General features: G+C 60.6%; 25 protein-coding genes. 13 read left to right on the forward strand and 12 right to left on the reverse strand.

Features of this window, described 5'->3' with window-relative positions; genetic code table 11:
• Positions 1 to 9 precede the first annotated feature (9 nt).
• Positions 10 to 999 (reverse strand): nitrilase-related carbon-nitrogen hydrolase, encoded by a 990-nt coding sequence (locus AWB69_RS04470; protein WP_062082932.1) that lies wholly within the window; start codon positions 997 to 999, stop codon positions 10 to 12.
• A 102-nt stretch (positions 1,000 to 1,101) separates the two neighbouring features.
• Here AWB69_RS04470 and AWB69_RS04475 point away from each other — a divergent pair, with 102 nt between their 5' ends.
• Positions 1,102 to 1,980 (forward strand): LysR family transcriptional regulator, encoded by an 879-nt coding sequence (locus tag AWB69_RS04475; RefSeq protein ID WP_062082606.1) that lies wholly within the window; start codon positions 1,102 to 1,104, stop codon positions 1,978 to 1,980.
• 16 nt (positions 1,981 to 1,996) lie between these two features.
• On the opposite strand, the gene AWB69_RS04480 is transcribed toward AWB69_RS04475, so the two are convergent.
• Complete coding sequence (locus tag AWB69_RS04480; protein WP_156528736.1) at positions 1,997 to 2,155, reverse strand: hypothetical protein; 159 nt, start codon at positions 2,153 to 2,155, stop codon at positions 1,997 to 1,999.
• Positions 2,156 to 2,194: 39 nt separating this feature from the next.
• Between AWB69_RS04480 and dinB the strand changes: the two genes are divergently transcribed.
• Together dinB and AWB69_RS04490 are read left to right on the forward strand one after the other, a co-directional pair.
• Positions 2,195 to 3,343, forward strand: coding sequence for a DNA polymerase IV (dinB, locus tag AWB69_RS04485; RefSeq protein WP_062082610.1), 1,149 nt, complete (start codon positions 2,195 to 2,197; stop codon positions 3,341 to 3,343).
• 17 nt (positions 3,344 to 3,360) lie between these two features.
• A complete protein-coding gene (locus AWB69_RS04490; protein ID WP_197500163.1) occupies positions 3,361 to 3,957 on the forward strand; it encodes an alpha-ketoglutarate-dependent dioxygenase AlkB family protein in 597 nt (198 codons plus the stop codon).
• A 140-nt stretch (positions 3,958 to 4,097) separates the two neighbouring features.
• Here the strand turns inward: AWB69_RS04490 and AWB69_RS04495 are convergent, their stop codons facing one another.
• Entirely contained in the window at positions 4,098 to 5,849 is a 1,752-nt protein-coding gene (locus tag AWB69_RS04495) for a methyl-accepting chemotaxis protein (RefSeq protein WP_062082614.1), read from the reverse strand.
• A gap of 205 nt (positions 5,850 to 6,054) precedes the next feature.
• Between AWB69_RS04495 and AWB69_RS04500 the strand changes: the two genes are divergently transcribed.
• The 4 genes from AWB69_RS04500 to AWB69_RS04515 all read left to right on the forward strand — a co-directional run bounded on the left by AWB69_RS04500 (position 6,055) and on the right by AWB69_RS04515 (position 9,003).
• Positions 6,055 to 6,378, forward strand: coding sequence for an ArsR/SmtB family transcription factor (locus AWB69_RS04500; RefSeq protein ID WP_062082616.1), 324 nt, complete (start codon positions 6,055 to 6,057; stop codon positions 6,376 to 6,378).
• Positions 6,379 to 6,456: 78 nt separating this feature from the next.
• Positions 6,457 to 6,879: an arsenate reductase (glutaredoxin) gene (gene arsC / locus AWB69_RS04505; protein WP_062082618.1), complete on the forward strand. Its 423-nt coding sequence runs from the start codon at positions 6,457 to 6,459 to the stop codon at positions 6,877 to 6,879.
• Positions 6,879 to 7,631, forward strand: a complete 753-nt coding sequence (arsH, locus tag AWB69_RS04510) for an arsenical resistance protein ArsH (protein WP_062082620.1) — start codon at positions 6,879 to 6,881, stop codon at positions 7,629 to 7,631. Before arsC ends, arsH begins: the two co-directional genes overlap by 1 nt.
• Before the next feature lie 160 nt (positions 7,632 to 7,791).
• The gene (locus AWB69_RS04515) at positions 7,792 to 9,003 is read left to right on the forward strand and encodes an ABC transporter substrate-binding protein (protein ID WP_062082623.1); all 1,212 of its coding nucleotides are present in this window, start codon (positions 7,792 to 7,794) and stop codon (positions 9,001 to 9,003) included.
• 79 nt (positions 9,004 to 9,082) lie between these two features.
• Here the strand turns inward: AWB69_RS04515 and AWB69_RS04520 are convergent, their stop codons facing one another.
• The 3 genes from AWB69_RS04520 to speB form a co-directional block, all read right to left on the reverse strand.
• Positions 9,083 to 10,006, reverse strand: coding sequence for a 2-hydroxyacid dehydrogenase (locus tag AWB69_RS04520; protein ID WP_062082625.1), 924 nt, complete (start codon positions 10,004 to 10,006; stop codon positions 9,083 to 9,085).
• 97 nt (positions 10,007 to 10,103) lie between these two features.
• Positions 10,104 to 10,874: a class II aldolase/adducin family protein gene (locus AWB69_RS04525; protein ID WP_062082627.1), complete on the reverse strand. Its 771-nt coding sequence runs from the start codon at positions 10,872 to 10,874 to the stop codon at positions 10,104 to 10,106.
• Between the two features lie 65 nt (positions 10,875 to 10,939).
• Positions 10,940 to 11,890: an agmatinase gene (speB, locus tag AWB69_RS04530; RefSeq protein ID WP_062082629.1), complete on the reverse strand. Its 951-nt coding sequence runs from the start codon at positions 11,888 to 11,890 to the stop codon at positions 10,940 to 10,942.
• A 198-nt stretch (positions 11,891 to 12,088) separates the two neighbouring features.
• Here speB and AWB69_RS04535 point away from each other — a divergent pair, with 198 nt between their 5' ends.
• Positions 12,089 to 12,979, forward strand: coding sequence for a LysR family transcriptional regulator (locus AWB69_RS04535; protein ID WP_156528737.1), 891 nt, complete (start codon positions 12,089 to 12,091; stop codon positions 12,977 to 12,979).
• Between the two features lie 14 nt (positions 12,980 to 12,993).
• On the opposite strand, the gene AWB69_RS50265 is transcribed toward AWB69_RS04535, so the two are convergent.
• From AWB69_RS50265 to AWB69_RS04555, 4 genes are all read right to left on the reverse strand, one after another.
• A complete protein-coding gene (locus AWB69_RS50265; RefSeq protein ID WP_062082634.1) occupies positions 12,994 to 14,559 on the reverse strand; it encodes an amino acid ABC transporter permease/ATP-binding protein in 1,566 nt (521 codons plus the stop codon).
• An 87-nt stretch (positions 14,560 to 14,646) separates the two neighbouring features.
• Complete coding sequence (locus AWB69_RS04545; protein ID WP_062082636.1) at positions 14,647 to 15,486, reverse strand: ABC transporter substrate-binding protein; 840 nt, start codon at positions 15,484 to 15,486, stop codon at positions 14,647 to 14,649.
• 64 nt (positions 15,487 to 15,550) lie between these two features.
• Positions 15,551 to 16,612, reverse strand: coding sequence for an isopenicillin N synthase family dioxygenase (locus AWB69_RS04550; protein ID WP_062082638.1), 1,062 nt, complete (start codon positions 16,610 to 16,612; stop codon positions 15,551 to 15,553).
• Positions 16,613 to 16,631: 19 nt separating this feature from the next.
• The gene (locus tag AWB69_RS04555) at positions 16,632 to 17,492 is read right to left on the reverse strand and encodes a sugar phosphate isomerase/epimerase family protein (protein ID WP_062082933.1); all 861 of its coding nucleotides are present in this window, start codon (positions 17,490 to 17,492) and stop codon (positions 16,632 to 16,634) included.
• A gap of 318 nt (positions 17,493 to 17,810) precedes the next feature.
• Between AWB69_RS04555 and AWB69_RS04560 the strand changes: the two genes are divergently transcribed.
• The 5 genes from AWB69_RS04560 (at position 17,811) to AWB69_RS04580 (ending at position 22,029) form a co-directional block, all read left to right on the forward strand.
• On the forward strand, positions 17,811 to 19,031 hold the full coding sequence (locus AWB69_RS04560) for a GNAT family N-acetyltransferase (RefSeq protein ID WP_063977745.1): 1,221 nt from the start codon (positions 17,811 to 17,813) through the stop codon (positions 19,029 to 19,031).
• 166 nt (positions 19,032 to 19,197) lie between these two features.
• On the forward strand, positions 19,198 to 19,332 hold the full coding sequence (locus tag AWB69_RS50270) for a hypothetical protein (RefSeq protein ID WP_257026244.1): 135 nt from the start codon (positions 19,198 to 19,200) through the stop codon (positions 19,330 to 19,332).
• Positions 19,333 to 19,415: 83 nt separating this feature from the next.
• Positions 19,416 to 20,993: an FAD-binding oxidoreductase gene (locus AWB69_RS04570; protein WP_062082642.1), complete on the forward strand. Its 1,578-nt coding sequence runs from the start codon at positions 19,416 to 19,418 to the stop codon at positions 20,991 to 20,993.
• A complete protein-coding gene (locus tag AWB69_RS04575) occupies positions 20,990 to 21,541 on the forward strand; it encodes a hypothetical protein (protein WP_062082644.1) in 552 nt (183 codons plus the stop codon). The genes AWB69_RS04570 and AWB69_RS04575 overlap by 4 nt, the downstream gene beginning before the upstream one ends.
• A gap of 200 nt (positions 21,542 to 21,741) precedes the next feature.
• Complete coding sequence (locus AWB69_RS04580; protein WP_062082646.1) at positions 21,742 to 22,029, forward strand: hypothetical protein; 288 nt, start codon at positions 21,742 to 21,744, stop codon at positions 22,027 to 22,029.
• Positions 22,030 to 22,197: 168 nt separating this feature from the next.
• Here AWB69_RS04580 and AWB69_RS04585 read toward each other — a convergent pair whose 3' ends face one another.
• Positions 22,198 to 22,986 (reverse strand): TenA family transcriptional regulator, encoded by a 789-nt coding sequence (locus AWB69_RS04585; protein ID WP_062082647.1) that lies wholly within the window; start codon positions 22,984 to 22,986, stop codon positions 22,198 to 22,200.
• Between the two features lie 385 nt (positions 22,987 to 23,371).
• Positions 23,372 to 23,632 (reverse strand): hypothetical protein, encoded by a 261-nt coding sequence (locus AWB69_RS04590; RefSeq protein ID WP_062082649.1) that lies wholly within the window; start codon positions 23,630 to 23,632, stop codon positions 23,372 to 23,374.
• Positions 23,633 to 23,709: the final 77 nt, after the last annotated feature.

Below are 23,709 nucleotides of genomic sequence, written 5' to 3' on the forward strand. Positions count from 1 at the left end.
CGCGCAACGCTAAGTCTGGCGGCTGCGGCTGACCTGAGCGAAGCTCAGTGCAATCGCACCTTTTGATGCGGTCCTGCTGCGTTCCGCAAACGCGTTGCCGTGCGGCAGCATCGAGCGGTTGAGCGGCCTGTCACTGTCAGAGCGGCGGGCCGCCAGGCATTGCTGGCCGACGCTTCCCGCTATCAGCCCGGGATCCACGCTTGCGGAAACCATGGGGCTTGATGAGGAACCGTGCTCGGCCAGCACTCGCCCGCCCGGATCGATGATCATGCCGTTCTGATGGCTGCCCGTGTCCGATCCATTGCTAAAGACTACGAACATTCCGTTGTCGGACGCTCGCGCGGTCAATGACCGCCGCAGCCAGTCCGTTGATCCCACGTTCTCTGCGGCTTGCGCGCGAGATCGCTGCACCGGAGAAAGCCGCTGTAACGAAGGCTCTCCATGTCCGTCCGATCCATACGTCCGATGCGGCGCAACAAGTAAGGTCGCGCCCATCATGGCCGTCATGCGAACGTTCTCGATCAGATAATTGTCAGCGCCAATCAGTATGCCGATACGAACACCCCAATTCGTATCCACGACGGTGTACTGCTCCCCGCGCTCAATACCCGGATGTTCAACCGCCTGCAGTTTGCGATGACAACAACGCACGCCTCCCGGCATGCAAACCACATAGCTGTTGAACAAGGTGCCGTCCGGTGCCTGCTCGATAAATCCGACGCCCGCGGCAACGCCGGTGCGCTCTACTGCGTTAGCGACTTCATCGATTGAACGCCCGTCGAGCGGCTCGGCGAGCGTTGCAAGGTCGCGCAGACGAACGTTCAGGGTATCGCCGTATCCGGCAAGGCTGGCCTCAGGAAAAACAACCAGTGAGATTTCTTGAACCGCAGCCTCCCCGAGCCACGCCGACACGTTCGCAACGTTCTGCGACGCATTCCCGCGCAGCGAGATAAGCGGGACCGTCGCAACCTGGAATGGGGAAAACGAAGATAAAGACATGTCGTTCACCGCCTGACTGAAGAACTTGTTGAAGAGTCCATTGGACTGCCTGGCCTTCAATAAGTAAAATGAATCATTCGACATATTCAATAACTCATTGGAATGGAATTTAGACTTCTGCGCGCCTTCCTGACGGTGACTGAACTCCGTCATTTCGGCCGTGCTGCCGAAGCGCTCAATGTCACTCAACCTGCCCTCAGCAAGCAGGTCGCGGCCTTGGAAGACTCATTGGGTGCGCGGCTTTTTGAACGCGGCAGGCATGGCGCCGAACTGACTTCATTCGGCGCCGGGTTCCTTGCGGATGCGCAAACACTGGTACGCGATGCGGACGAACTGCTCGCACGGGCGCGCGAAGCCAGCAGTGGAAAGCGTGGATATTTACGCGTCGGTCTTGGACTCACGACCTTGACCCTGGCGCCGCAACTGATAGCGGAATTTCGCAGGCTGAATCCCAACGTCAGCGTGACGCTCAATGATCTTTCTTCAGCCGAGCAAACCCGCCGCCTTCTCGCGGGGAAGCTCGATGTGGGCTTCATCCGCCTGCCGGCCGACACGGGGCTATCGTGCTTGCCGTTGCTCACCGAGGCATTGGCGCTTGCCGTGCCTCAGCACGCAAGATGGAAGCGGCTTCCGTCGAATCTGAACGAACTCAACGAACCCGGGTTGATCGCGCTCGCGCGCAGCAGTGGCCCCGGACTGGCAGCGCAGATAGACCACTGGTGCAGCGAGCACGGTTTCGTGCCCCGGGTAATTCAGCAGACCGATGATATCCAGTCCGTTCTTGCGGCTGTCGCCGCAGGCGTCGGCGCTGCATTCCTGCCGTCCAGGGCGAAGTACCTGTTGCGGGATGCCAGGGTTCTGCCCTTGCGCGATGCCGCCGCCCGTTGGCAAGTCGGGCTGGGCTGGGAGGCGACCCGCGAGAACGCGGTGGCGGCACGCTTCGTCGAATTCGTACGCGCGGCGAAGATACCGGCGTCGTGAGTCATGGCGGCGATCGTTATCCGAGTCCGGCCATCGCTTTCATCACATGGGCCGCCACGCTCGGATTCTGCTTTTGATGTAAAATACTGTACATCCATACAGCTATTTTCATCATGCCCGCTCCCAGTGGAAACGTCGGCAGATCCGGTTCTCGCGCATTGATCACATCGATCACGTTGAGGCGCTCGCGTGCCGGAGCGCAGCGGTGACGGCCATGCGGCGCATCGCGCATCTGGACATGGACGCGTTTTATGCGTCCGTTGAACTCCTGCGCTACCCCGAACTACGCGGCCAGCCGGTCGTGATCGGGGGCGGCAGGAACGCCATGCCTGAGACCCTGGAGGACGGCACGCGGCGCTTCAAGCGGTTGCGCGATTACGCGGGCCGCGGTGTTGTCACCACCTCGACCTACGAAGCCCGCGCGCTTGGCGTGTTTTCCGCCATGGGCATGATGAAAGCCGCGCAGCTCGCGCCGGACGCCATTCTGCTACCCACCGACTTCGATTCATACCGGCACTACTCGCGCCTCTTCAAGGAGGCCGTGGGCACCTTTACCACGCAGATCGAGAACCGCGGTATTGATGAAATCTACATCGACCTGACCGACCTGCCGGGCGACCCCGCCGAGACCGCCGCGCGCATCAAGCAGGCTGTGCGCAATGCCACCGGGCTGTCGTGTTCGATCAGCGTCGCGCCGAACAAGCTGCTGGCGAAGATCGGATCTGAACTCGACAAACCCGACGGCCTGACGATCCTCACCGCCGCCGACATGCCGCTGCGAATCTGGCCGCTGCCTGTGCGCAAAGTGAATGGCATCGGGCCAAAGGCGACTGAAAAACTGGCGGCTATCGGCATTGAAACAGTCGGCGATCTGGCGCGTGCCGACCCCGAGATGCTGCAGGCCCGCTTTGGCCGGACTTACTCGGCATGGCTCGTGGAAGTGGCGCAGGGTTTTGACGAACGGCCCGTCGTGGTCAGCTCCGAGCCGAAGTCGATGAGCCGCGAAACCACCTTTGAGCGCGACCTGCATCCACGGCAGGATCGCGGGGAACTCTCGGCGGCGTTTACCGACCTGTGCGCGCGCGTGGCCGACGACCTGCGGCGCAAGGGGTACGAGGGCCGCACGGTCGGCATCAAGCTGCGTTACAACGACTTCAGCACAGTCACGCGCGACCTGACGGTCCCGTTTCCAACAGCCGATGCAACGGAGATTCGCCGCGCCGCCACGGAATGCCTGAAGCGCGTGCCCCTGGACCGGCGGCTGCGTTTGCTCGGCGTGCGCGTGACCGCGTTGCTGCCGGTAGGGTCGTATGTGGCCGAGCCGCAACCGGTTCAGGGTGAACTGCCATTCTCAGCGGATTAGCCAGGAAAGGAATCGCCGTGTTTCAAAGCGATCTGTTCGATGCCACCCCGCTCACGCTTGTCGAAGACGCAGAAAGCGGGATTCGTTACCTGCCCGACGTGGTCCCACAAGCCACTGCACAGGCCTGGTTCGAACAGGCGCTTGCCAACGTTACGTGGGGCAACCAGCGCCGCCTGATGTACGAACGCGAGGTCGATGTGCCGCGCCTGATGGCGCATTTCTCGCTGGACGCGCCGGATTTGCCTGAACCCTTGATAGAGGCGGCCGCGCAGATGCGCATGATTGCCGGCGCGCAGTTCAACAGCGTCGGCTTGAATCTGTATCGCGACGGCAACGACAGCGTCGCGCCTCATAACGACAAGACCCAAGGGCTTGTGCCGGGAGCGCCTATTGCGATCCTGTCGCTGGGCGCGACCCGTCGCATGACACTCCGCGCCAAGTCGGGCAAGGGCCGTACGCTCAATGTGGATCTGCATGCGGGTAGCGTGATGGTGATGAGCTATGCGTCGCAATTCACGCACAATCATGGAATACCGAAAATGAGCGGCGTTGACGGACCGCGCATCAGCCTTGCGTTTCGATGCTTTGATGCTTCAAAGCTCAAAGAGCGGTAAGCATCTACCGCATGGCTTGTTTGAACATCGTAAGCCCGTCGGTGTTGCCCGCGAAGTGAACGTGATTGCTGCGGAAAACGCAGCAGGGAGACGCGAACATTCAACGCCTCCCTGGGCCTCCGGCTAAATCAAGCCATTCGTTAAAAAGCTTCCCAATCAGCGGCTCCGGCCAATGCAACCGGCTTCGGCTTCGCGCTGGTCAGCGCCGGCCTCTTGAGCGGTGCAGCCACGGCAACCGGGCTCGGGTTCGAACTCGCATTGCCGGCGATTGCGCGTTTCTTCGGCGCCGCCAACGCACGATGCGCCGCGGCACGCGCCGGTTTCACGCTCATCGGCGTCTTGCTGATGTCAAAACTGCGCTCGTCCAACTGGAACACCGCCACTGCTTCCTTCAACGCACCGGCCTGATCCTCGAGCGATTGCGCCGCAGCCGCGGCTTCTTCCACCAGCGCTGCATTTTGCTGGGTCACTTCGTCCATCTGCGTGACCGCGCGGGCCACTTGTTCAATGCCGCTGCTCTGCTCTGCGGACGCCGCCGCGATCTCGCCCATGATGTCGGTCACGCGTTGCACCGCGCCGATAATTTCATTCATCGTGCGCCCGGCGTCACCCACCAGTGTCGTGCCCGTCTGCACTCGCGAGACCGATGTGTTGATCAGTTCCTTGATCTCCTTCGCCGCTGCCGACGAGCGTTGCGCGAGGCTGCGAACCTCGGCGGCGACCACTGCGAAACCCCGTCCTTGCTCGCCAGCACGCGCCGCTTCCACCGCTGCGTTCAGCGCGAGGATATTGGTCTGGAACGCAATCCCTTCGATGATCGTGATGATGTCGGCGATCTTCGTCGAACTCTGGTTGATGTCGCCCATGGTGACGACAACCTGCGAGACCACCGTGCTGCCCTTGTTCGCGATCTCCGACGCGTTGGCCGCCAGCGAACTGGCTTGCCGGGCGTTATCGGCGTTCTGCTTCACGGTGCCGGTCAGTTCGTCCATGCTGGATGCGGTTTGCTGCAACGCCGACGCCTGCTCTTCCGTACGCGATGACAAATCGATGTTGCCCGCCGCAATCTGCTTGGTCGCCGTCGCGATCGATTCGCTCCCCGAGCGCACCGTACGTACCGTGTTGACAAGGCTGGCCTGCATCTTCGCGAGACCTGACAACAGTTGCCCCATCTCGTCGCGCGAGGTGACGATCAGTTCACGGCGGAGGTCGCCGGCGGCGATTGCATCGAACTGCGCAAGCGCTTCGTCGAGCGGACGCCCGATCGAGCGACGCAGCGACAGCCAGGAGAAAATGGCCGCCGCCAGGCCAACCAGAATGGAGGCAATGCTGACGATCCGGAAGTCGCCGAATGCTTCCTGCGAGTTGTCGTAGTCGCTCTTCGCGGAGTCGAATTGATACTTGCGGAGCGCGTCGCCAATCGTGGACAACTGCCTGAACGCAACTTGCATGGCTTCCGCGGAAGCGACAATCTTGTCTGCGTCGTTCGCCCTGACGTTGGCGTAACCGTCGTCCAGCAGCTTCTGGAGTTCAAGGCGCTTGGCTTCGAAGTCCTCGGCCAGTTTGTGCTCGCCCTGACCCTGGGGCAGCGCGGCGTAGGTCGCCCACTCCTTGTCGGCACGCGCGCGCATCGTTGCCCCGGTTTCAATGGCTGTCTCCGCGCTGGGCTTGCCGGCCAGCAAGGCCGCACGATCGAAGCTGAGCCGCTCCCGAGCAGTAAACATTTCCGCGTTGCCGGCCGCGACAGCGCTAGGCATCTGGTTCATGAAAAGACCGCGAGTGGTGTCGTTACCGCGGCTCATTCCCCAAAGCCCCAGTCCGCCAATCACAATCAGCAACAAACCCAGAAGCGCCATTGCAATGCCCAGGCGGCCTTTAATCGTCGAAAACATGTTCGTCTCACCTTTATATTTCACACCAGTGTCCAAGCGGTGGCGTGCGTCGATGCCTGGCGAACGCGACCGAAGCCGACAGCGTCCTCCGGCCTATATCCTTTAACGGCAAACGCCCGCGTCACTTGAGCGAATGCTTACATCGCCTCAGTTTACATTTCAATAATTATTGAAACGTGAAAGCGTTTGTTGTACGCTTTGCCGCATGAAACCGAACATGGTTGTCCGCGCGCTGGGCGCGCTCGCGCATGAGTCGCGCCTCGCAATCTTTCGGGCGCTGGTCGTGGCCGGACCCGAGGGTCTGGCGGCCGGCGACATTGCCCAGCAACTCGGCGTCTCACCGTCGGGTCTCTCGTTTCACTTGAAAGACCTGTCACACGCCGGCCTGGTCAACGCTCGCCAGGATGGACGCTTCATTTTCTACTCAGCGAACTTCGACGCCATGAGCGGGCTCATTGGCTTCCTTACCGAAAACTGCTGCGAAGGCGGCACGTGTTCGGTAAGCGCGGTGTCAAAACGCTCACGCTGAACGGCGTTGCTCAGTGGCGTTGCTTAGTGGCGTTGACAGAGCAAAGCCCTTCTTTAACGATTCATGGAGACATTTAGCATGGCCGTCACGATTTACCATAACCCCGCTTGCGGCACCTCGCGCAATACCCTGGCGCTGATCCGCAATGCGGGCATTGAACCGGAAGTGATCGAATACCTCAAGACGCCGCCCAGTCGCGACACACTAACCAGCATGATCAAGGATGCGGGACTGAGCGTCCGGCAAGCCATCAGGGAGAAAGAGAAGCTGTTCGCGGAACTCGGCCTTGCCGATGCAACGCTAACGGACGAACAGTTGCTGGACGCCATGCTGGCGCACCCTGTCCTTATCAATCGTCCGTTCGTGTTGACGCCCTTAGGCGCGCGTCTATGCCGGCCGTCCGAACTGCTTCTGGAGATCCTGCCCGAGACGCAGAAAGGACCGTTCAGCAAGGAAGACGGTGAAGTCGTGATCGATGACAAAGGCAACCGGGTGCGCTAATGTCATCAGGAATGCCTAATATCAGTGACATGCACATCGACATTCCGAGTGTCGAAAAGCTGACACCCAAATCCGTTGCAACACATCCTCCGCGGATTCTGCTGCTGTATGGTTCACTGCGCCCCACGTCATACAGCCGCCTCCTGACCCTCGAGGCTGAACGCATCCTTAACCACTTCGGCGCCGAGACGAAAGTCTTCGATCCGCACGGTCTGCCGATTACCGACAGCGTTCCAGCCGATCATCCGAAAGTGGCGGAGTTACGCGCGTTATCCACGTGGTCTGAGGGACAAGTCTGGTGCAGCCCGGAACGGCATGGAACGCTGACCTCGGTATTCAAGAACCAGATCGACTGGATTCCGCTGGAAATCGGCGGCGTGCGGCCAACGCAAGGCCGCACGCTTGCGGTCATGCAGGTGAGCGGCGGATCGCAGTCGTTCAATGCGGTAAACGCGTTGCGCGTCCTCGGCCGGTGGATGCGGATGGTGACGGTTCCGAACCAGTCATCGGTGGCAATGGCCTATAAGGAGTTCGATGACAACGGCCGCATGAAACCCTCCGCGTATTACGACCGCGTAGTGGATGTCATGGAAGAACTGGTCAAGTTCACTTTGCTCGTGCGCGATCGTGCGTCTTACCTGACTGACCGCTATAGCGAGCGCAAGCAAGCTTCGCCGGTGGAAGCTACAACGCTGGCAAACGCCGCGATGACTCATGAAACTGCTCCACCGGAAGACGACGACGTCGAGTAGTGCCGCAACGGCCGTGCTGTAAGCCTTGACTTCATTCCTCTCAAGCGGATATTTTCGATCCTGACGGATTGCTCGCACGAGCCGCCCTTCAAGAATATCGAGAATACACAGCAATACGCGGTGGCCTTTGCGCCGCCCATAAAAACCGATGGAGACGTGAATGAACAACACACTCGCCCGACGCTCTGCGTGCGGCCTCGTTACGGCAGCCATCCTGAGCCTCACCGCGAGCACGGCATATGCAGCGGCCGACTCAGTCAAGCTCGGCTTCATTACGGACCTTTCAGGGCTCTACTCCGACTCCGATGGCCAGGGAGGTCTCGAAGCCATCCGCATGGCGATCGACGACTTCGGTGGCAAGGTGAACGGCAAGCCCATCGAACTGCTGTATGGCGACCACCAGAACAAGGCGGACATTGCGGCGTCAAAGGCGCGCGAGTGGATCGACCGCGACGGCGTCAACGGGATCATCGGCGGCACGAATTCAGCTACCGCGCTTGCGACCAACCAGATTGCCGCCGAAAAGAAGATTCCGTACATCAACGTAGGCGCCGGCGTCGACGCCCTGACCAACGAGCAATGCACGCCCTACACGGTCCACTACGCCTACGACACGGTCGCGCTGGCCAACGGCACCGGCCAGGCCGTGACGAAGCAAGGCGGCAAGACCTGGTACTTCCTCACCGCCGACTATGCGTTCGGCAAGGCGCTGGAAAAGAACACGTCGGAGGTCGTCAAGGCGAATGGCGGGCAGGTGCTGGGAGCGGTGCGGCATCCGTTGTCGGCATCGGACTTCTCGTCGTTCCTGTTGCAGGCGCAAGCGTCGAAGGCACAGGTCCTGGGGCTGGCAAACGCGGGTGGCGACACGATCAACTCGATCAAGGCCGCGAAGGAATTCGGCCTGAACAAGTCGATGAAAATTGCCGCCCTGCTGATTTTCCTCACCGACATCCACAGCATCGGACTCGAGACCGCCCAAGGTCTTCTGGCGACCGATAGCTGGTACTGGAACAAGGATGCCGAGACGCGCAAATGGGCGCAACGCTACTTCGCCAAGATGAAGAAGATGCCGACCAGCTTGCAGGCCGCCGACTATTCGGCTGCGACCACCTACCTGAAGGCGGTACAGACGGCGGGCTCGACCGACAGCACCAAGGTGATGGAGCAACTGCACAAGATGAAGATCGACGACATGTACGCCAAGGGATATATCCGGCCCGACGGCACCATGATCCACGACATGTACCTGATGCAGGTGAAGACACCCTCGGAGTCCAAGGAGCCGTGGGATTTCTACACGATCACCGCGACCATACCCGGCGAACAGGCGTTCGGGTCCAAGGCCATATCGCGTTGCGCGTTGTGGAAGTGAACGATAAAGCGGGGCATGGTGGCGCCGCTTGTCCAAAGCGGTCGTCATATTCAACGGGCTTTACCGTTTTTGACCTTCGCTACCGCTGCGCCACGTCCACCTGATTGTTCAGCGGCTCGCCACGCATCAGGCGCCGCACGTTTTCGGCAATCTGCAAGCCAATGGTTTCGAGGCTCGCGATCGCCGCCATGTGCGGCGTGACGATGAGCTTCGGATGACACCAAAGCGGATCATCGGGTGGCAGAGGCTCGTTGGGAAAAACATCGACGATCGCGCCGCCCAGATATCCGTCGGACAATGCCGCGAGCAATGCGTCCATCACCAGATGTTCGCCCCGGCCTACGTGAATCAGTTTTGCGCCCGGGTTCAATTGCCTCAGCACCTCCGCGTTCAACAGACCGCGTGTCTCGCCGGTCAGCGGCAACAGGCACACGAGGATATCGACACCCGACAGAAACGCCGGCAGCGCGTCCCGGCCGCTGAATGACTGGATGCCCGGCAGCGTCCTTGCACTGCGCGCCCAGCCCTTCACCGTAAAACCCGCGTGCAGCAGATCGATGGCAACCCGCGCGCCTATTTCACCCAGGCCCATCACGCCGATCGTGCAATCGCTGGCGAGTGTTTGCTCCGGCACCCGCCATACTCCACGCCGCTGATTCGCGAGCACCTGATCGAACTGCCGATGAAAATGCAGCGCGCCCCACATGACAAATTCGCTTATGGCGCGCGCCTGATACGGATCGACCACGCGGCATAACGGTACGGCCGGCAGATGGGGATCGCACAAGATGTTGTCGACACCCGCGGCAATGCCATGCATCAGCCGGAGATTGGGCAGCGAGCGCAACGCGCCCGCCGGCGGATTCCAGCACACGGCGACCTGCGCATCGCCGGCATCGGGCGCGCCGAACGAATGGACCTGCAGTTCGGGCGCCGCGGCAACAATCGCGGGCGCAAGCGCGGACATGTCGTAGTCGCGGCTGATGAGAACGAGCTTGGTCATGAGTGGCTTGAAGAGTGACGCTTGACGCGACAGGCGATCAAGGGATACCGGCGCACGACGCTCTTCGTCGTGCAGCCGGTCATGCAGCTGTTGCGGATCAGGACCGGTAGTCCGGAAGGTTGTCGGCTATCAGGCGCATCGCCGCTTGCCATGCCAGTTCAATGATGGCGTCCGCACCTTCGGAGTCGAACTGCCGCGCGGTGAGTTCGCGGACATGCGCCGGCGGTATCCGCAGTTGCACGCCGCCAGCCAGCGCCTGAACCTGCGCCTGGCAAGCGCGCTCCAGGAAGTAGATCTCGTGGAACGCGTGCGCAGCGGTCGCACCGCCCGCGAGCAGGCCGTGATTGCGCAGGATCATCGCCTTGTGCGGGCCGAGATCCGCGACCAGGCGCGCGCGTTCGCCCAGGTCGAGCGCAATGCCTTCATAGTCGTGGTAACCCAGCTTGCCGTAGAACTTCAGCGCATGCTGGCTGATAGGCAAAAGCCCTTGCTCTTGCGCCGACACGGCGGTCCCCGCAGCCGTATGCGTATGGATGACAAACGCAATGTCCTCGCGCGCCATGTGAACCGCCGAATGAATCGTGAAGCCGGCCTCATTCACGATAAAGAGCTCGGGCGTATCGCGTGCGCGCTCGTCGATCACCTTGCCTTCGTAGTCGATCTTCACAAGGTCCGAGGCGCGCATCTCGTGGAACAACACGCCATACCGGTTGATCAGGAACGCGGGTTTCGCGCCCGGCAAACGCGCGGTAATGTGCGTGTCGATCATGTCCGTCATGCGGAAATGCGCCATCAGCCGATACAGCGCCGCCAGGTCCTCGCGGACCTTTTGTTCGGCGCCCAGGATCGGCGTAGTAGTCGTTTCCATGATGTGCTCCTTCCTCCTGATGACGCAGCTTGGAACTTGATAGGGGCCTGGCGCCTTATCGACGCTTATCGGCGCTGCACGCCCGGCAGCACGCACAGCATTTCATAAAGCAGGTTCGCGCCCAGCAGCGACGTGTTTCCGCTCGTATCGTAGGGCGGCGACACTTCGACCAGATCGCCTCCGATCAGGTCCAGCCCATGGCAACCACGGATGATCTCGATACCCTGGATGGTCGTCAACCCGCCAATCTCGGGCGTGCCGGTGCCCGGCGCCCAGGCGGGATCAATACCGTCGATGTCAAAGCTCAGGTAGACCGGCCCGCCCGCCACCTTGGCCCGCACTTCGGCCATCAGGGGTTCGAGCGACTTGTGCCAGCACTCCTCCGCCTGCACCACGCGAAAGCCTTGCCGGCGGCTCCAGTTGAAGTCGTCGGCGGTATAACCCTGCGCGCGCAAGCCGATTTGTACCACACGCTCGCAATCGAGCAGGCCCTCCTCCACCGCGCGCCGGAAGGTCGTGCCGTGGGCAATTTTCTCGCCGAACATGTGGTCGTTGACGTCGGCGTGCGCGTCCACATGCACGAGGCCGATCTTGCCATGCTTGCGATGCAACGCGCGCAGGATGGGCAGTGTGATGGTGTGATCGCCGCCCAGGGTCAGCGGCATCACGTCATGCTCGAGGATGCGGTCATACCACTCTTCGATAATGCGCACCGCGTCCAGCAGATTGAAGGTATTGATGGGCACGTCGCCAATATCGGCCACTGAAAGCGAGTCGAATGGAGCGGCGCCGGTCGCCATGTTGTAAGGCCGGATCATGACGGACTCGGCGCGAATGCCGCGCGGGCCGAACCGGGTACCGGCACGCAGCGACGCGCCTATGTCCAGCGGCACGCCTATGAATGCAGCATCCAGGCCCGCGGCCGAGGTGAGATGCGGCAAGCGCATCATTGTGGCAATGCCGCCAAAGCGCGGCATTTCATTACCGCCAAGCGGCTGATGAAAGATCTTTTCCATGGCACTTCCTCACATTCATTCGTCGAACAGTCTGGATTGAATTCTGGCGCTCACCGGCGCTCCGACAAAGTGCTGGTGCGAAATATTTAGTTCAGTTATTTCTAAAGTATTGGCCCGTCCGGGCCGGGGGCATTGCTTCGCCACCCTTGGCACCGGCCGTTCGCTTGCCGGCATTTACCGTATTCGATGGAGTCCGATGTGGCCACTGTTTTGCCTGAAGCACGCCTGCTGCGCATTTTTACCTGTGTGATCCGGCACCAGGGTTTTGCTGCCGCGCAGCAGGAACTCAACTTGTCCACGTCCGCCATCAGCACCTACATGAGCCAGTTGGAGTCCCTCGTGGGCGTGGTGCTGTGTCATCGCGGACGCGGCGGTTTCAGCCTGACGCCAAAGGGCGAGGAATTCCATCAGGAAGCGTTGCGGCTGCTTGGCGAGGTGGACGGTTTCGAGCGCTACGCCGCCGGGCTGCGCGGAGAATTGCGCGGCAATATCAAGCTTGGTGTGCTGGATTCCACGGTCAGCGATAAAGCGTTGCCGCTCTCCGACATCATCGGCGCATTTACGCGCGAGCATCCGGCGCTGCATCTGCATTTGCATGTGCAAAGCCCTTATGAATTGCAGCTTAGCGTGCTGGGCAATCGCCTTGACCTGGCAATCGGCGCGTTTCAGTTGCGCATGAACGGGCTGATCTACCATTCGCTTTATCGTGAGCAGCACTGGTTGTATTGCAGCGACAGCCATCCGCTCTTTAATGAGCGCCATATCCCGCTGGAAACGATCAGCCAGCAGCGGATGGTCGGGCGCGCGTACTGGAGTCAGACTGAGCTGGCGCGGCATGGGTTCAAGCGGAGCGAAGCGACGGTGGACAGTATGGAAGGACAATTGATCCTGATCCTGTCCGGTGCGTTTATTGGTTTCCTCCCGGAGCATTACGCGCAGGCCTGGGTCGACAACGGACGTTTGCGGGCTCTCGCGCCGGCAGGGTTCGGCTATCAGGCGCCGTTTGCATTGATCGTCAGGCGTGGGCGCTCGAAGGAACCTTTGATCCAGAAATTCCGCGACACGTTGAAGGGGCATCTTGGGCGCTGAGGGTTTCCGTTCGCCTAGGACCCCAGCGCAACCGACACGCCCTGATCCACGTGCGCCGGCGCCCCTTCCCTTGTTACGCCAATAAATCGCCGCACGCGTTCCGCGCCATCCTGATGCCTGATCGCATCGGGTGCGGCATCGAGCTCGATTACGCCGTTCTCCATAAAAACAATCCGGTCCGAAATCGACATCGCAAAGTCCATCTCGTGCGTGACGATAATCATCGTCATCCCTTCTTTCGCAAGCTCGCCAATCACATTGAGCACGTCGCCGACAAGCTCCGGATCAAGGGCGGACGTCGGCTCGTCAAACAACATGATGGCCGGGTCCATCGCCAGCGCCCGCGCGATTGCCACGCGCTGCTGCTGCCCGCCCGAAAGCTGATGCGGATACTTGTACGCATGCGCAAGCAGCCCCACCTTGTCGAGCAATGCCAGCGACCGCGCGGACACATCCGCGCGCTTGCCACGGCCGTGATAATTCGGCGCGAGCGTCACGTTGTCCAGGATGGTCCGGTGCGGAAATAGATTGAAGCTCTGGAACACCATGCCGATATGCCGCACACCATTGCGCACGCGCCGGATATCAGGTTTGTCAGCCGCGGAGATAAAGGTCTTGCCGAACAGGATGATCTCGCCCTCATCAATAGGCTCGAGCGCGTTGATCGTACGAATCAACGAAGTCTTCCCCGAGCCGGATGGTCCGATCACCGCAATGACTTCGCCCGCCTTGACCTCCAGGTCAACGCCCTTGAGCACCTCATGTTCGCCGTAGCGCTTATGCAGGTTCTTCAGCAACAACGCATGCGGCGCACCCTTGCCGTCCGGGCCGGCGTCAGGCGGCGCGACCGGCACAAGCCGCGTGCGCAGCGCCGCTATTTGCTCGGCCGCGAGCGTTTCGGGCTTGCGCTTCGAAAGATCAAGGCGACGCTCGACATACTGCAGCAACCAGCCGAAGACGGTGACGATCAGCACATAATAAATAGCGATGGCCGACAGGGTTTCCATCACCAGGAAGTTCTGCGAATAGAGCCGTTGCCCGACCAGCAACAGCTCGCTCAGCGATATCACCGAGATCAGCGACGTCAGTTTCACGCAGGTAATGAACTCGTTGATAAGCGTCGGCAACGCAATGCGAAGCGCCTGCGGAATCACGATCAGCCTTTGCAAACCGAACGGCCGGATGCCCAGCGCCACGCCCGCCTCATGCTGTCCTTTAGCCACGGACAACAATCCGCCGCGATGAATCTCCGCCATATAAGCGGTTTCCGTAAGCGCCAATGCGACAAAACCGGAGAAGAACGGATGCGACAACGCAACGCCGCTAGCGGGAAAAAGCTGCGGCAGGTTATAGACGAACACGACCAGGACCAGCAGCGGAACGCTTCGAAAAAACCAGATGTAAACGGCAGCCGGCGTGGCAAGCCAGCGCGAGCTGGACAGTTTGGCCGACGCCAGCAGGAAGCCCAGCACGAGACCTGTCAGCCAGGAAAGCGCGCTGAGTTCCACCACGGTCACGCACGCCTGCCAGAAGGCCGGCAACGCAAATAGCGACAGCAGGTAGGGGAAATCGTAGTGCATGAGTGCCTCTCGCCGGACGCGGTGCGCGGATCAGGTGTCGCCAGGAATCAGGTCGACGCAGGACGATTCAGGACGATTCAGGACAAGTCAGGACGACTTGGCGGGCGGCATGGACAGGTTGTATTTCTTGAGCATGGCTTCGTACTCGCCGTTTTTCTTCAATGCGTCGAATGCCTTCGTGAGCGTGTCGTAGAGCGCCGTGTCATCCTTCCTCACGTAGATACCCAGCGTCTGCGGATAGATCAGGTGCGGCGACTGCACCACCACCACGCGCCCTGACGACTTGGCGGCCAGTGCATGCGCCGCTCCGGCAATTTCCATCTGCGCCTGCACGTTATTCGAGAGCAGCGCCTGCAATACCTCCGGCGCCGACGGGTACTCGCTGACCGTGATCTCGCCCTTGCCGTTCGCCTTGCAATAGTCCTTCGACAACGCTTGCAGTTGCGCTACCCACGTCGTGCCCTGCTCGAGGCCCACATGCAGTCCGCACAATTCCTCAGGCGTCTTGGGTTTGACCGTGCTGCTCGCGGCTACCATGATGGCGGCCGAGGTTTGCGCGTAAGGAATCGCCTGCGCCTGTGCTACACGCTCGGGCGTGACGTACATGCCGGAAATGACCGCGTCGTAATGACGTGCGTTCAGGCCGAGGATAAGACCGGAGAAACGGGTGTCCACGAAGCTCGCGCTCGCACCGATTTGCTTGGCAAGCGCCCGTGAAAAATCGGGATCGGAGCCCACCACCTTGTCACCGTCGTAGGATTCGAACGGCGGGTAGGTGATCTCCATGCCAACCTTGAACTGGCCGGGCGTCAGGGTAACGGCGTTGGCCGGCGTCTGTGAAAACGCACTGCTCATGGCACATGCGCCGGCAAGGGCGGCAGTCGCGACTGCGATCAGGAAGCGCTTGGTGTCAGGCTTGAAAATCATCGTGTGACTCCGCTCGAAGAAGGGGTGTGATGTTGATGAACGTACTCAGTTGCCCGGGTGGCGATCAGCCTGGCTGACCGGCTTTTTTCAGGTGTCCGAAGCTTGACGGCTTGCGCGCACGCGAGGGCAGCGTCGCACGTCCCTCCGCCACCCGCTGGCGCAGGTAGGTGTAGGTTTGCAGCGCCTGCCCATACATGTGTTCGCCAATCGCGATCTCTTCGTACTCGTCGCCCTCCTTCGCAAAGGCCGGCAGCGGCTTGATGAGCGTGTGGTAATCACATGCATAGAACAGCGGGAACGAGTAGCGCTCCTCGCGCACAGTGCGCACGCGGTGAGCGGTGGCAACAAACGCGCCGGAGGTCATCACCTCCAGCATGTCGCCGATATTCACCACGAATGTCCCCGGCAGCGGCGGTGTATCGATCCATTCGCCCAGGCCGTTCATCACCTCGAGACCGGGCGCGTCGGCTTGCAGGATCGTGAAGCACTCGTAGTCGGTATGTGCGCCAATGCCGGGCGCATCCTGCGCCGCGCCGTCGAACGGATAATGGATCAGGCGCAGCTTCGAGGGCGGCCGCGTGACCAGCGCGTCGAAGTGATCTTCGGGCAGCCCAAGCGCCAATGCGAAGCCATGGAACAGCACCCGCCCAAGCGCGAACACCTGCTGGTAGTAGCGTTGCACAGCCGGTTTGAAACCATCGAGCGCGGGCCAGTGATTCGGTCCGAGCAACGGGGTCCCGGCGAGAACCAGGGGATCGTCGGCGGGAACTTCAAAGCCGACGTCGAACGCCTCCTTATGGTCGGGCTTGCCTTTCGCATAGACCTCTTCGCCCTCGGGCACGAACCCCTTGTGGGTGTCCGACGTGCCTATGTAGTGCTCCATCTTCTTCTCGACAGGCTGCCTGAAATAATCCTTGGCCGCCTGCCTCAGGCCGTCGATCACCGCGGGTTCTATACCGTGACCGGAGATATAAAGAAACCCGACATGACGGGCGGCTTGCCCGAGCTCGTCGGCGACAGCCTGGCGATCCGCCAGCTTGTCGCTGAACAGGCCGGAGATGTCGATCACCGGAATCGATGTGAAATTTTTATCCGGCGCAGCTTCGCCGGCGTGGTTCGCTTGCATCGCGTTTGGCTCCTGGGGGTCAGTGCGAGTCCATGATCTGACTGAAATTGATCTGACTGAAATGCTTGCGCTCGGCGTGCACCATCCACTCGTTGAGCTGGGACAGATCGGCGACCGGAACGTCGGTGAACGGCAGGTGATGCAGGTAGCCGTCCCGTCCGAACTCGGGTGTGAGGGTCGTGGTCTGGTAGCCGCGCGCCGCTTGCGAACGCCAGACGGCTGCCCAGTGGTCCTGATGAAAAGCGAGCGGCAAAGAATATTCGGCGGCGGCGGGGTGCGGCACCTGCGGCCCCTGGTCATAACCCACGCGCGCCTGGATGTGATGCACACGCTCAATGAACGGCGTGAGGTCGTCCTCGGCGTCATCCAGCAGACGTTCGCATACGACGACCCAATGACTGATGTCGCTGGTGAAGCGTAAGCCGGGCACCTGCCGGATCAGGTCGAGCGTGACCCACGGGCTATACAGGGAGCGCGCCCTATGCGTTTCGAAACTGCAAAACTGCTCATGTTTTTTCGCCAACTCAAGCGCGTTGCCGAAGAACTCGGCTTGCTGCGCGAGCGGCCAGCGGTCGTTGCCCGCCAGCACGTTGATAAAACGCGGAGATAACTGCGCAGCGAACCCGAGCTTGCGATCCAGGTCCTCCAGGTGTTGGGCAGGCGTCGCACGCTGGTCGGGCAACACCGCGTTGTCGGTGAAGACAATGGCGATGTAGTCGAGCTCGTGTTCCTCCAGGTCCCGCGCCAGCGCGGCACGTTCGTCCGCCATCGGCGGCAGGCGGGCCTCGATACCGGCCAGGCCCGCCTCGCGGACTTCGCTGAAGGTAGTGCGCCGGTCGCCTCGATGGCCCCAGAGCGAACGAAAGATGTCCAGTTGCATTGGCAGAGTTTGGATCGTGGGACCGGCACGGCGCCGTTCTTGTGAAAACAATGTCGCATACAGCCTGGGCGGCAAAAAATCCTGAAAATAAAACAATTAGTTTTGAGATTCCTGAACTAAGTTTTGCCGTCATGCAGCCGCTCGTCCGTTTCCTCATACGATTGTGTGCTGTCGAACATCGCGCGGCGTCGACAACCGGCACCATGACCCCGTATCAATTCCTGCCCTACCCATCGTTTGACTTCCGACTTCTTGTCAGACCGGCCGCATCCGCCGGCAGGCAAGAGCGGACAGCGGCGTTTATTTACCCGAGACACCATGAACCAGGCAGATTGTCAGTTTGAGATCGTGAGCAACGAAGACGACTTGCGGGCTTTAGAGCACGAATGGGACGATCTCTGGTCACGCGCGCACGGTCAGTACGGCCAGTCCTTCAACGTGTGCTGGCTGGCCTGGCAACATGTCGCCAAGCCGCGCGGCAGACGGCTCTGCTGCATCGTGCATCGTGAGAACGGGCAGTTGGCAATGGTCTGGCCGCTCGTGACCTACCGGCGGCTGCTATGGACTTATCTCTGCCCGCTCAGTCCTGAAGCCGGGGACTACACGAGGGTGCTCATGGCCGATAGCCCCAACTCCCCCGCTCTGATTGCCGGCGCGTGGCGGACGGCGCTCACGCGCTGCGGCGCTGACTTCATTAAATTACCCTATGTGGACGAAGGCTCCGACCTGCACGCTGTCGCGTCACGCGAACGCCATGTGATGATTGCTGCACGCACCGTTGCCGCATTTGCGAAGCTCCGCGACGAGACCGAATGGGACGCGTTTTGCAAGACGCTGGGCACGATGAGCGGGAAAAAACCGGGTGCGCTCGAACGTCGCTTGTCGAAAGAAGGCCAGCTTGCCGTACGTGTGACGGAGCCCGGCGACGCTCGCGAAAACGCCGCGCTGGTCGACTGGATTCTGGCGCGCAAACGCGCGTGGGGCGATCGGGTCGGAAAAAGGGGCGAGTGGCTCGACTCGTCGCACTACCGGGACTTTCTCGTCAATCTGCTCTGTCCGGCGAACGGGCGCGCCATGGGCCGCCTGTTCGTGGTCACCCTGGATGGCGCGCCGGTCGCGGCAACGGTGGTTGGCGTGGGCACGACCTGCGTCGACGGCCTCATTGCCAGTTTCGATGACCGGTATGCCCGCTTTGGCCCCGGCTCAATTGTCGTTGAACACGTCATCAAGTGGGCATTCGAACAACGCCTGAACGTAGACTTCGGCGTGGGCGCCGAACGCTTCAAAGCTTATTGGAGCCGCAATAACATTACCGGAGCCTGGAGCGCGCAGATTGCCAATTCGCGCTGGGGAGTGTTTGCGTTTCGCAGCAAGAAAGCCGTGCGGGCGGCTGCCCGGCGAATGGCGCGATTAAGCGGTTTGTCAGGCGGACAAAGGCGCGGTGCGTCGGCCTTCGTTCCTGACAATCCTGACAATCCAGACAATCATGACGATCCTGACAGCGCTCGCAGGCTTGATCTCCCGATGAATCCGTCCTGACTTCCGCTCATGGATGCGAACCTCGTGCGCTCGCATTGGCGATGCATATGCACGATGTCAAACACGAAGGGAATAATTTGCCACGCTGGTTCGTTTAGCTCATGAGTGCCGCATATCGCGCTTGACGCTTTTGCGCGCTCGTCCAAAACTCTCATGGGGAAACCAAATGAACTTCAAACGCATTGCGTCGGCGTTGCTGGCTATTCTGACCATCTCGCTCGCAGTCTCCCTGGCCGGATGCCAGACCGATAGCGCAGCCTCAGGGTCGAGCTCAGGCGGGAGCAGCAGCGGCGGGTATTGAAACCACCCGATATCACCCGAGCTCGCCCAATTGAAGTCTATTGAAAGCATCGCGTTTATGAAGGTGTTCCGGATACCCGGAACATGAGCGATCCGCCGCGTCCTCCCGGGATGTTGGAGTCTGATTTCCAGCAGGTGCTTGCAGCATTCAGGGTAATCGCGGGCCAGAACGCCGTTCTTGCGGGAGACGGTGCGGCGAAGCCGTATCTGGATCCGTTCGCGCCGGGGGACGCGCACGCTCATGAAGCGTCGGCCATCGTAATGGTCTCGGATGTCGAACAGCTTCGTGCCGTGCTGAGCGTGGCGAACCGGTATGGAGTGCCGTTGTGGAGCGTATCGACCGGACGCAACTTCGCTTATGGCGGCGCAGCACCCCGGCTCAGAGGCAGCGTCGTACTGGACTTGCAGCGCATGAACCGCGTCATCGAGATCAATGAGACGCTCGGTTATGCGCTGGTCGAACCGGGTGTCAGCTACTACGATCTTTATCAGGCGCTTCAGGCGCGCGGCATGGCGTTGTGGCTCGACCCGGCCGCCGCCGGCTGGGGCAGCGTGGTTGGCAATACGCTTGAGCGCGGTTTCGGCACGACCCCATACGGCGATCACGCGGCCATGCAGTGCGGGATGGAAGTGATGCTCGCGAACGGCGAGATCATACGCACCGGCATGGGCGCGATGAACGGCAGCCAGGACTGGCAGGTATTCAAGGCAGGTTTCGGTCCCTCCTATGACACCATGTTCATGCAGTCCAACTTCGGCATTGTGACCAAGCTCGGCATCTGGTTGATGCCGAAGCCCGAAGGCTACATGCTGTGCCGCTACACCTTCAGACACGACGCCGATATCGAGAGCATTGTCGAGACGCTGCGTCCCTTGAAACTCGACGACACGATCCAAAGCAACGCCGTCATCGAGAGTGCGGTGCGCTGGGCTGCGGGCGCGTCGGCACGCAAGCAGTGGTATGACGGTCCTGGCGCCATGCCCGACGCCGCCATAGAGACCATGGCGCGCAAGCTTGGCATAGGACGCTGGAATCTTCGCTTCTGCCTGTATGGTCCCGAAGCGCTGGTGAAAGCGCGCCGCGATGTCATCCATCAGCGCTTCGTGTCCATCAAGGATGCGGAGTTGATCGAGTCGCCCTATAAGCCTGCCGGCGACAAACCCGAAGGGGGCGGCGATCGCAGCCAGGTTGGCATTCCTAATCTCGACGCATTCAACCTGCTCAACTGGCGCGGCGGCTCGGGCGCGCACATCGATTTCTCGCCCATCTGTGCGCCGCTCGGCCGCGATGCGGTGCGGCAGTATCGAATGATAAAAGAGCAGGCTGCGCGGTATGGCTTCGACTATTACGGCGGTTTTACCGCAGGCCCGCGCAGCATGCATCACATTTTTGCAGCCATCTTCAACAGTGACGATCCGGCTCAAGCGCAGGCTGCGGGCGACCTGCTCAAGACATTGATCAACGACTTCGGCGCGGCGGGTTATGGTCAATACAGGACCCACCTCGCGTTCATGGATCTCGCTGCGTCCCAGTACGATTTCAACAATCACGCGTTGATGCACATGAGCGAGACCATCAAGGAAGCGCTCGATCCAAACGGCATCCTGTCGCCTGGAAAACAAGGGATCTGGCCGAAGAGGATCAAGGAGCGCGACAGATGAAAACCGGCCGGCGTGAGTTCATCGAGGCTGCTTCCCTGGCTGCGGCATGTGGGCCAATGTCCTGGCCCGCGCAGGCAATAGTGCGATCGACGACGTTATCGGACCAGCGATCAGAGTGTGACCACGCGCTCATCATCGTCTTCGATGAACGCGTGGCCGACAGCCGTGCTTTTGCTTTCAGATCTCGCACGAGGGGTGCGCACCTCGTGCCGATGGGAAACGATATAGGGGTGCTGTGGTTTCAACACCTGATGCCCCTGGCCAGCTTGTCCGGCAACACCGTCGCCGGCCTGACAACGTACGCGGACGCGTTCCTGCTGACCCGCTTCGCACAAGGCAACGGCTTACGGATCGTTCAGCGCACAGCCGAGGCGCATGCAGGTCCCAACACGCTCGTTATGTGGCGGCTCACTGCCGGTGATCCCGACCAGAGCGACGAGTATGTTCCCGCAGTTCGCCGGCCACGTTACGGCGAGAACCGGGAGGCAATGTGGCACGGCCGCGTAATCGGTAAAAAAGAGCGTGTAAGCGAAGATAAGGGTACGTAAGAACGCAACGTTGACCGTTGAACAAGCACCTCATTTCCCCTATCAAGCCCCTTTACAGTGCTGTTTTATGTGCGCGAACGCACCCCGTTCAAGCTGCCCTCTTTTGCTTGTGATGTAGCGCACACATCAGAGGATTTTCTCGTTGGTCCCCGTATTCGTCGTCGATACACTTTGGCTAAATCGTAAATCCGGGGAACACGATGCAACCCATAACGGGCTTTCTGCTGTACGGCGTCTGCGCAGCAATAGTCGCCGCGATTGCAGGCAAAAGAGGGCTGAGCTGGAGCGCGTACCTGCTCGTGATGCTGCCCCTGGGGCCGGCGATCGCGATCCTTGTTCCGCTGTTCACACAGGGCTCGGCCAACGGCCTGATGACAACGGTACTCGCTTTTTGCGTGCCGCTTGCCGCGCTGCTGGTGGCGCTCCTCAGCAAGGAACCTGCGACGCTGACATCAGGCGCCGATTCACGCGAACAGAAAGGCGCCTAGAGCACGGCGGAAGTACATAGTCAGGACAACGCACATCCTGGCGCGGCAACGCTTTATTGCGCAGCTATTGCATCAGTCACGCCAGATCGACTGGCACTCACCCATAAAAAAACAGCGCCTGTCATTCGATGACCGGCGCCGCTAGTCAACCACTCATGCGGGGCTCGCTCAGGCCGCCACCGGTTCTTCTTCCACCGCACGTACCGTCAGCGGCTTCGGCGTTCCATACGCGTAATCAAGCGTCATGCGCATATAGTCGTAGCTCTTGCGAATGGCGGCGCGGATCTTGTTGATCGACTCCACCGGCGGATTGGTCCCCAGCAACGTGGCCACGATATCCAGCGCGACCCACGGGTGCTCATCGTCGTAATGTGCGTGCACCTTGAGCCAGCGCATCGCCGACTTGCGAATCGGTTCCGGAAAGGTCAGCGCATAGGTTTCTTCAGAGCAGACGAAACACGAGAAGTCACCCGTCGCGCCTTCCACTGCATAGTTCGTTGCCGCCACCGCTACCGCCAGTTCGTCGGTAAGGCTGACATGCCCGCACCAGTGCGCGAGCGCATGCATCTCGCTGGGCACCTCTTGCGACAACAGGTCGTCAAGCTCAAGGCCGCTCGCTCCCGCCCACTGCAGCCAATGCTTGGCATGCATGTTCTCAACCCGGATATTCTGGATGAGGTAGGACCGCGCCATCCCTTCGCCATGTGAATTACCGAACCGTGCTTTCATCAGGTTCGACGCCATGAACTGCGGAAACTGCTCAATAACCGGGAAGAAGCCAATTAGAAAACGATGCGTACTTTCGATATCGAGCGTCGCGTCCTTCATGGCCTTGCAGAGCGGGTGATAGACAACCTCTCGCTTCGCTTCTTCGCAATCCCTGACTACCTCTTGGAGCCATTTCGGATAGCTGGCGATGTTCTTGAGTTCGCCGGTACGGGTGAAGTCTGCTTTCATCGGATGATCTCTCACAGAAATGGGTTTCAGGTGTTGGGCTTCGGCGCCCTATGCGGGTATAACCGGATCTCAACTCGCCATCGTGATGCTCGCCAAGCTTCGGGGAGCAGAAGAATTTCCTATATGCAGACGCGCACATTTCCCGGAACATTTAATAAAGGCATTTCTTCAGACAACATCGCACCGGCATCCTTTTTCGACACGCGGCGGTGTTGCGCCCGGGCTCCTGGACCTTTGAAACGGTTGAGAGATCAGGACCTGCGGAGAGTCGACGCAGCCTGTCTGAGATGTTAGTCCACGCGGCGCATTGAAGTGCTTGTACGGGGCGCTCGCCGGGGTGTCGGTTTTTTCTAGATTTTGGCGGAGAGCGACTATCCGTCCCCGCTCAAGCGGCCAGCCGTCCGAGACTCATGGCAGGGCGTACGGTTTCGGGCGGATAGATGTGCCAGGCGCCGTCATCGTGGCGAAAAAAGAAGAGCGTGAAAGCGTTGGTTGCGGAGCCGGAGATCCGTTCCACTTCAACGCAGACGCACCGGCGGCGCCCTGCACGGATACGATGAATGGCGCGCACGTGCAGGTGCCCGGCGCTCACTGCGCCCAGCCATTTTTCAACCAGTACACGCAACGACTGCTCCGGCGCAACCATAAGACTCTCCGTGGTTTGCTATTCAGCCCATCTTCAGCCCATAGGACCATGCTAGGAGCACCACAATTTCTTGTCCG

Source organism: Caballeronia udeis (assembly GCF_001544555.2).
Taxonomy (GTDB): Bacteria; Pseudomonadota; Gammaproteobacteria; order Burkholderiales; family Burkholderiaceae; genus Caballeronia; species Caballeronia udeis.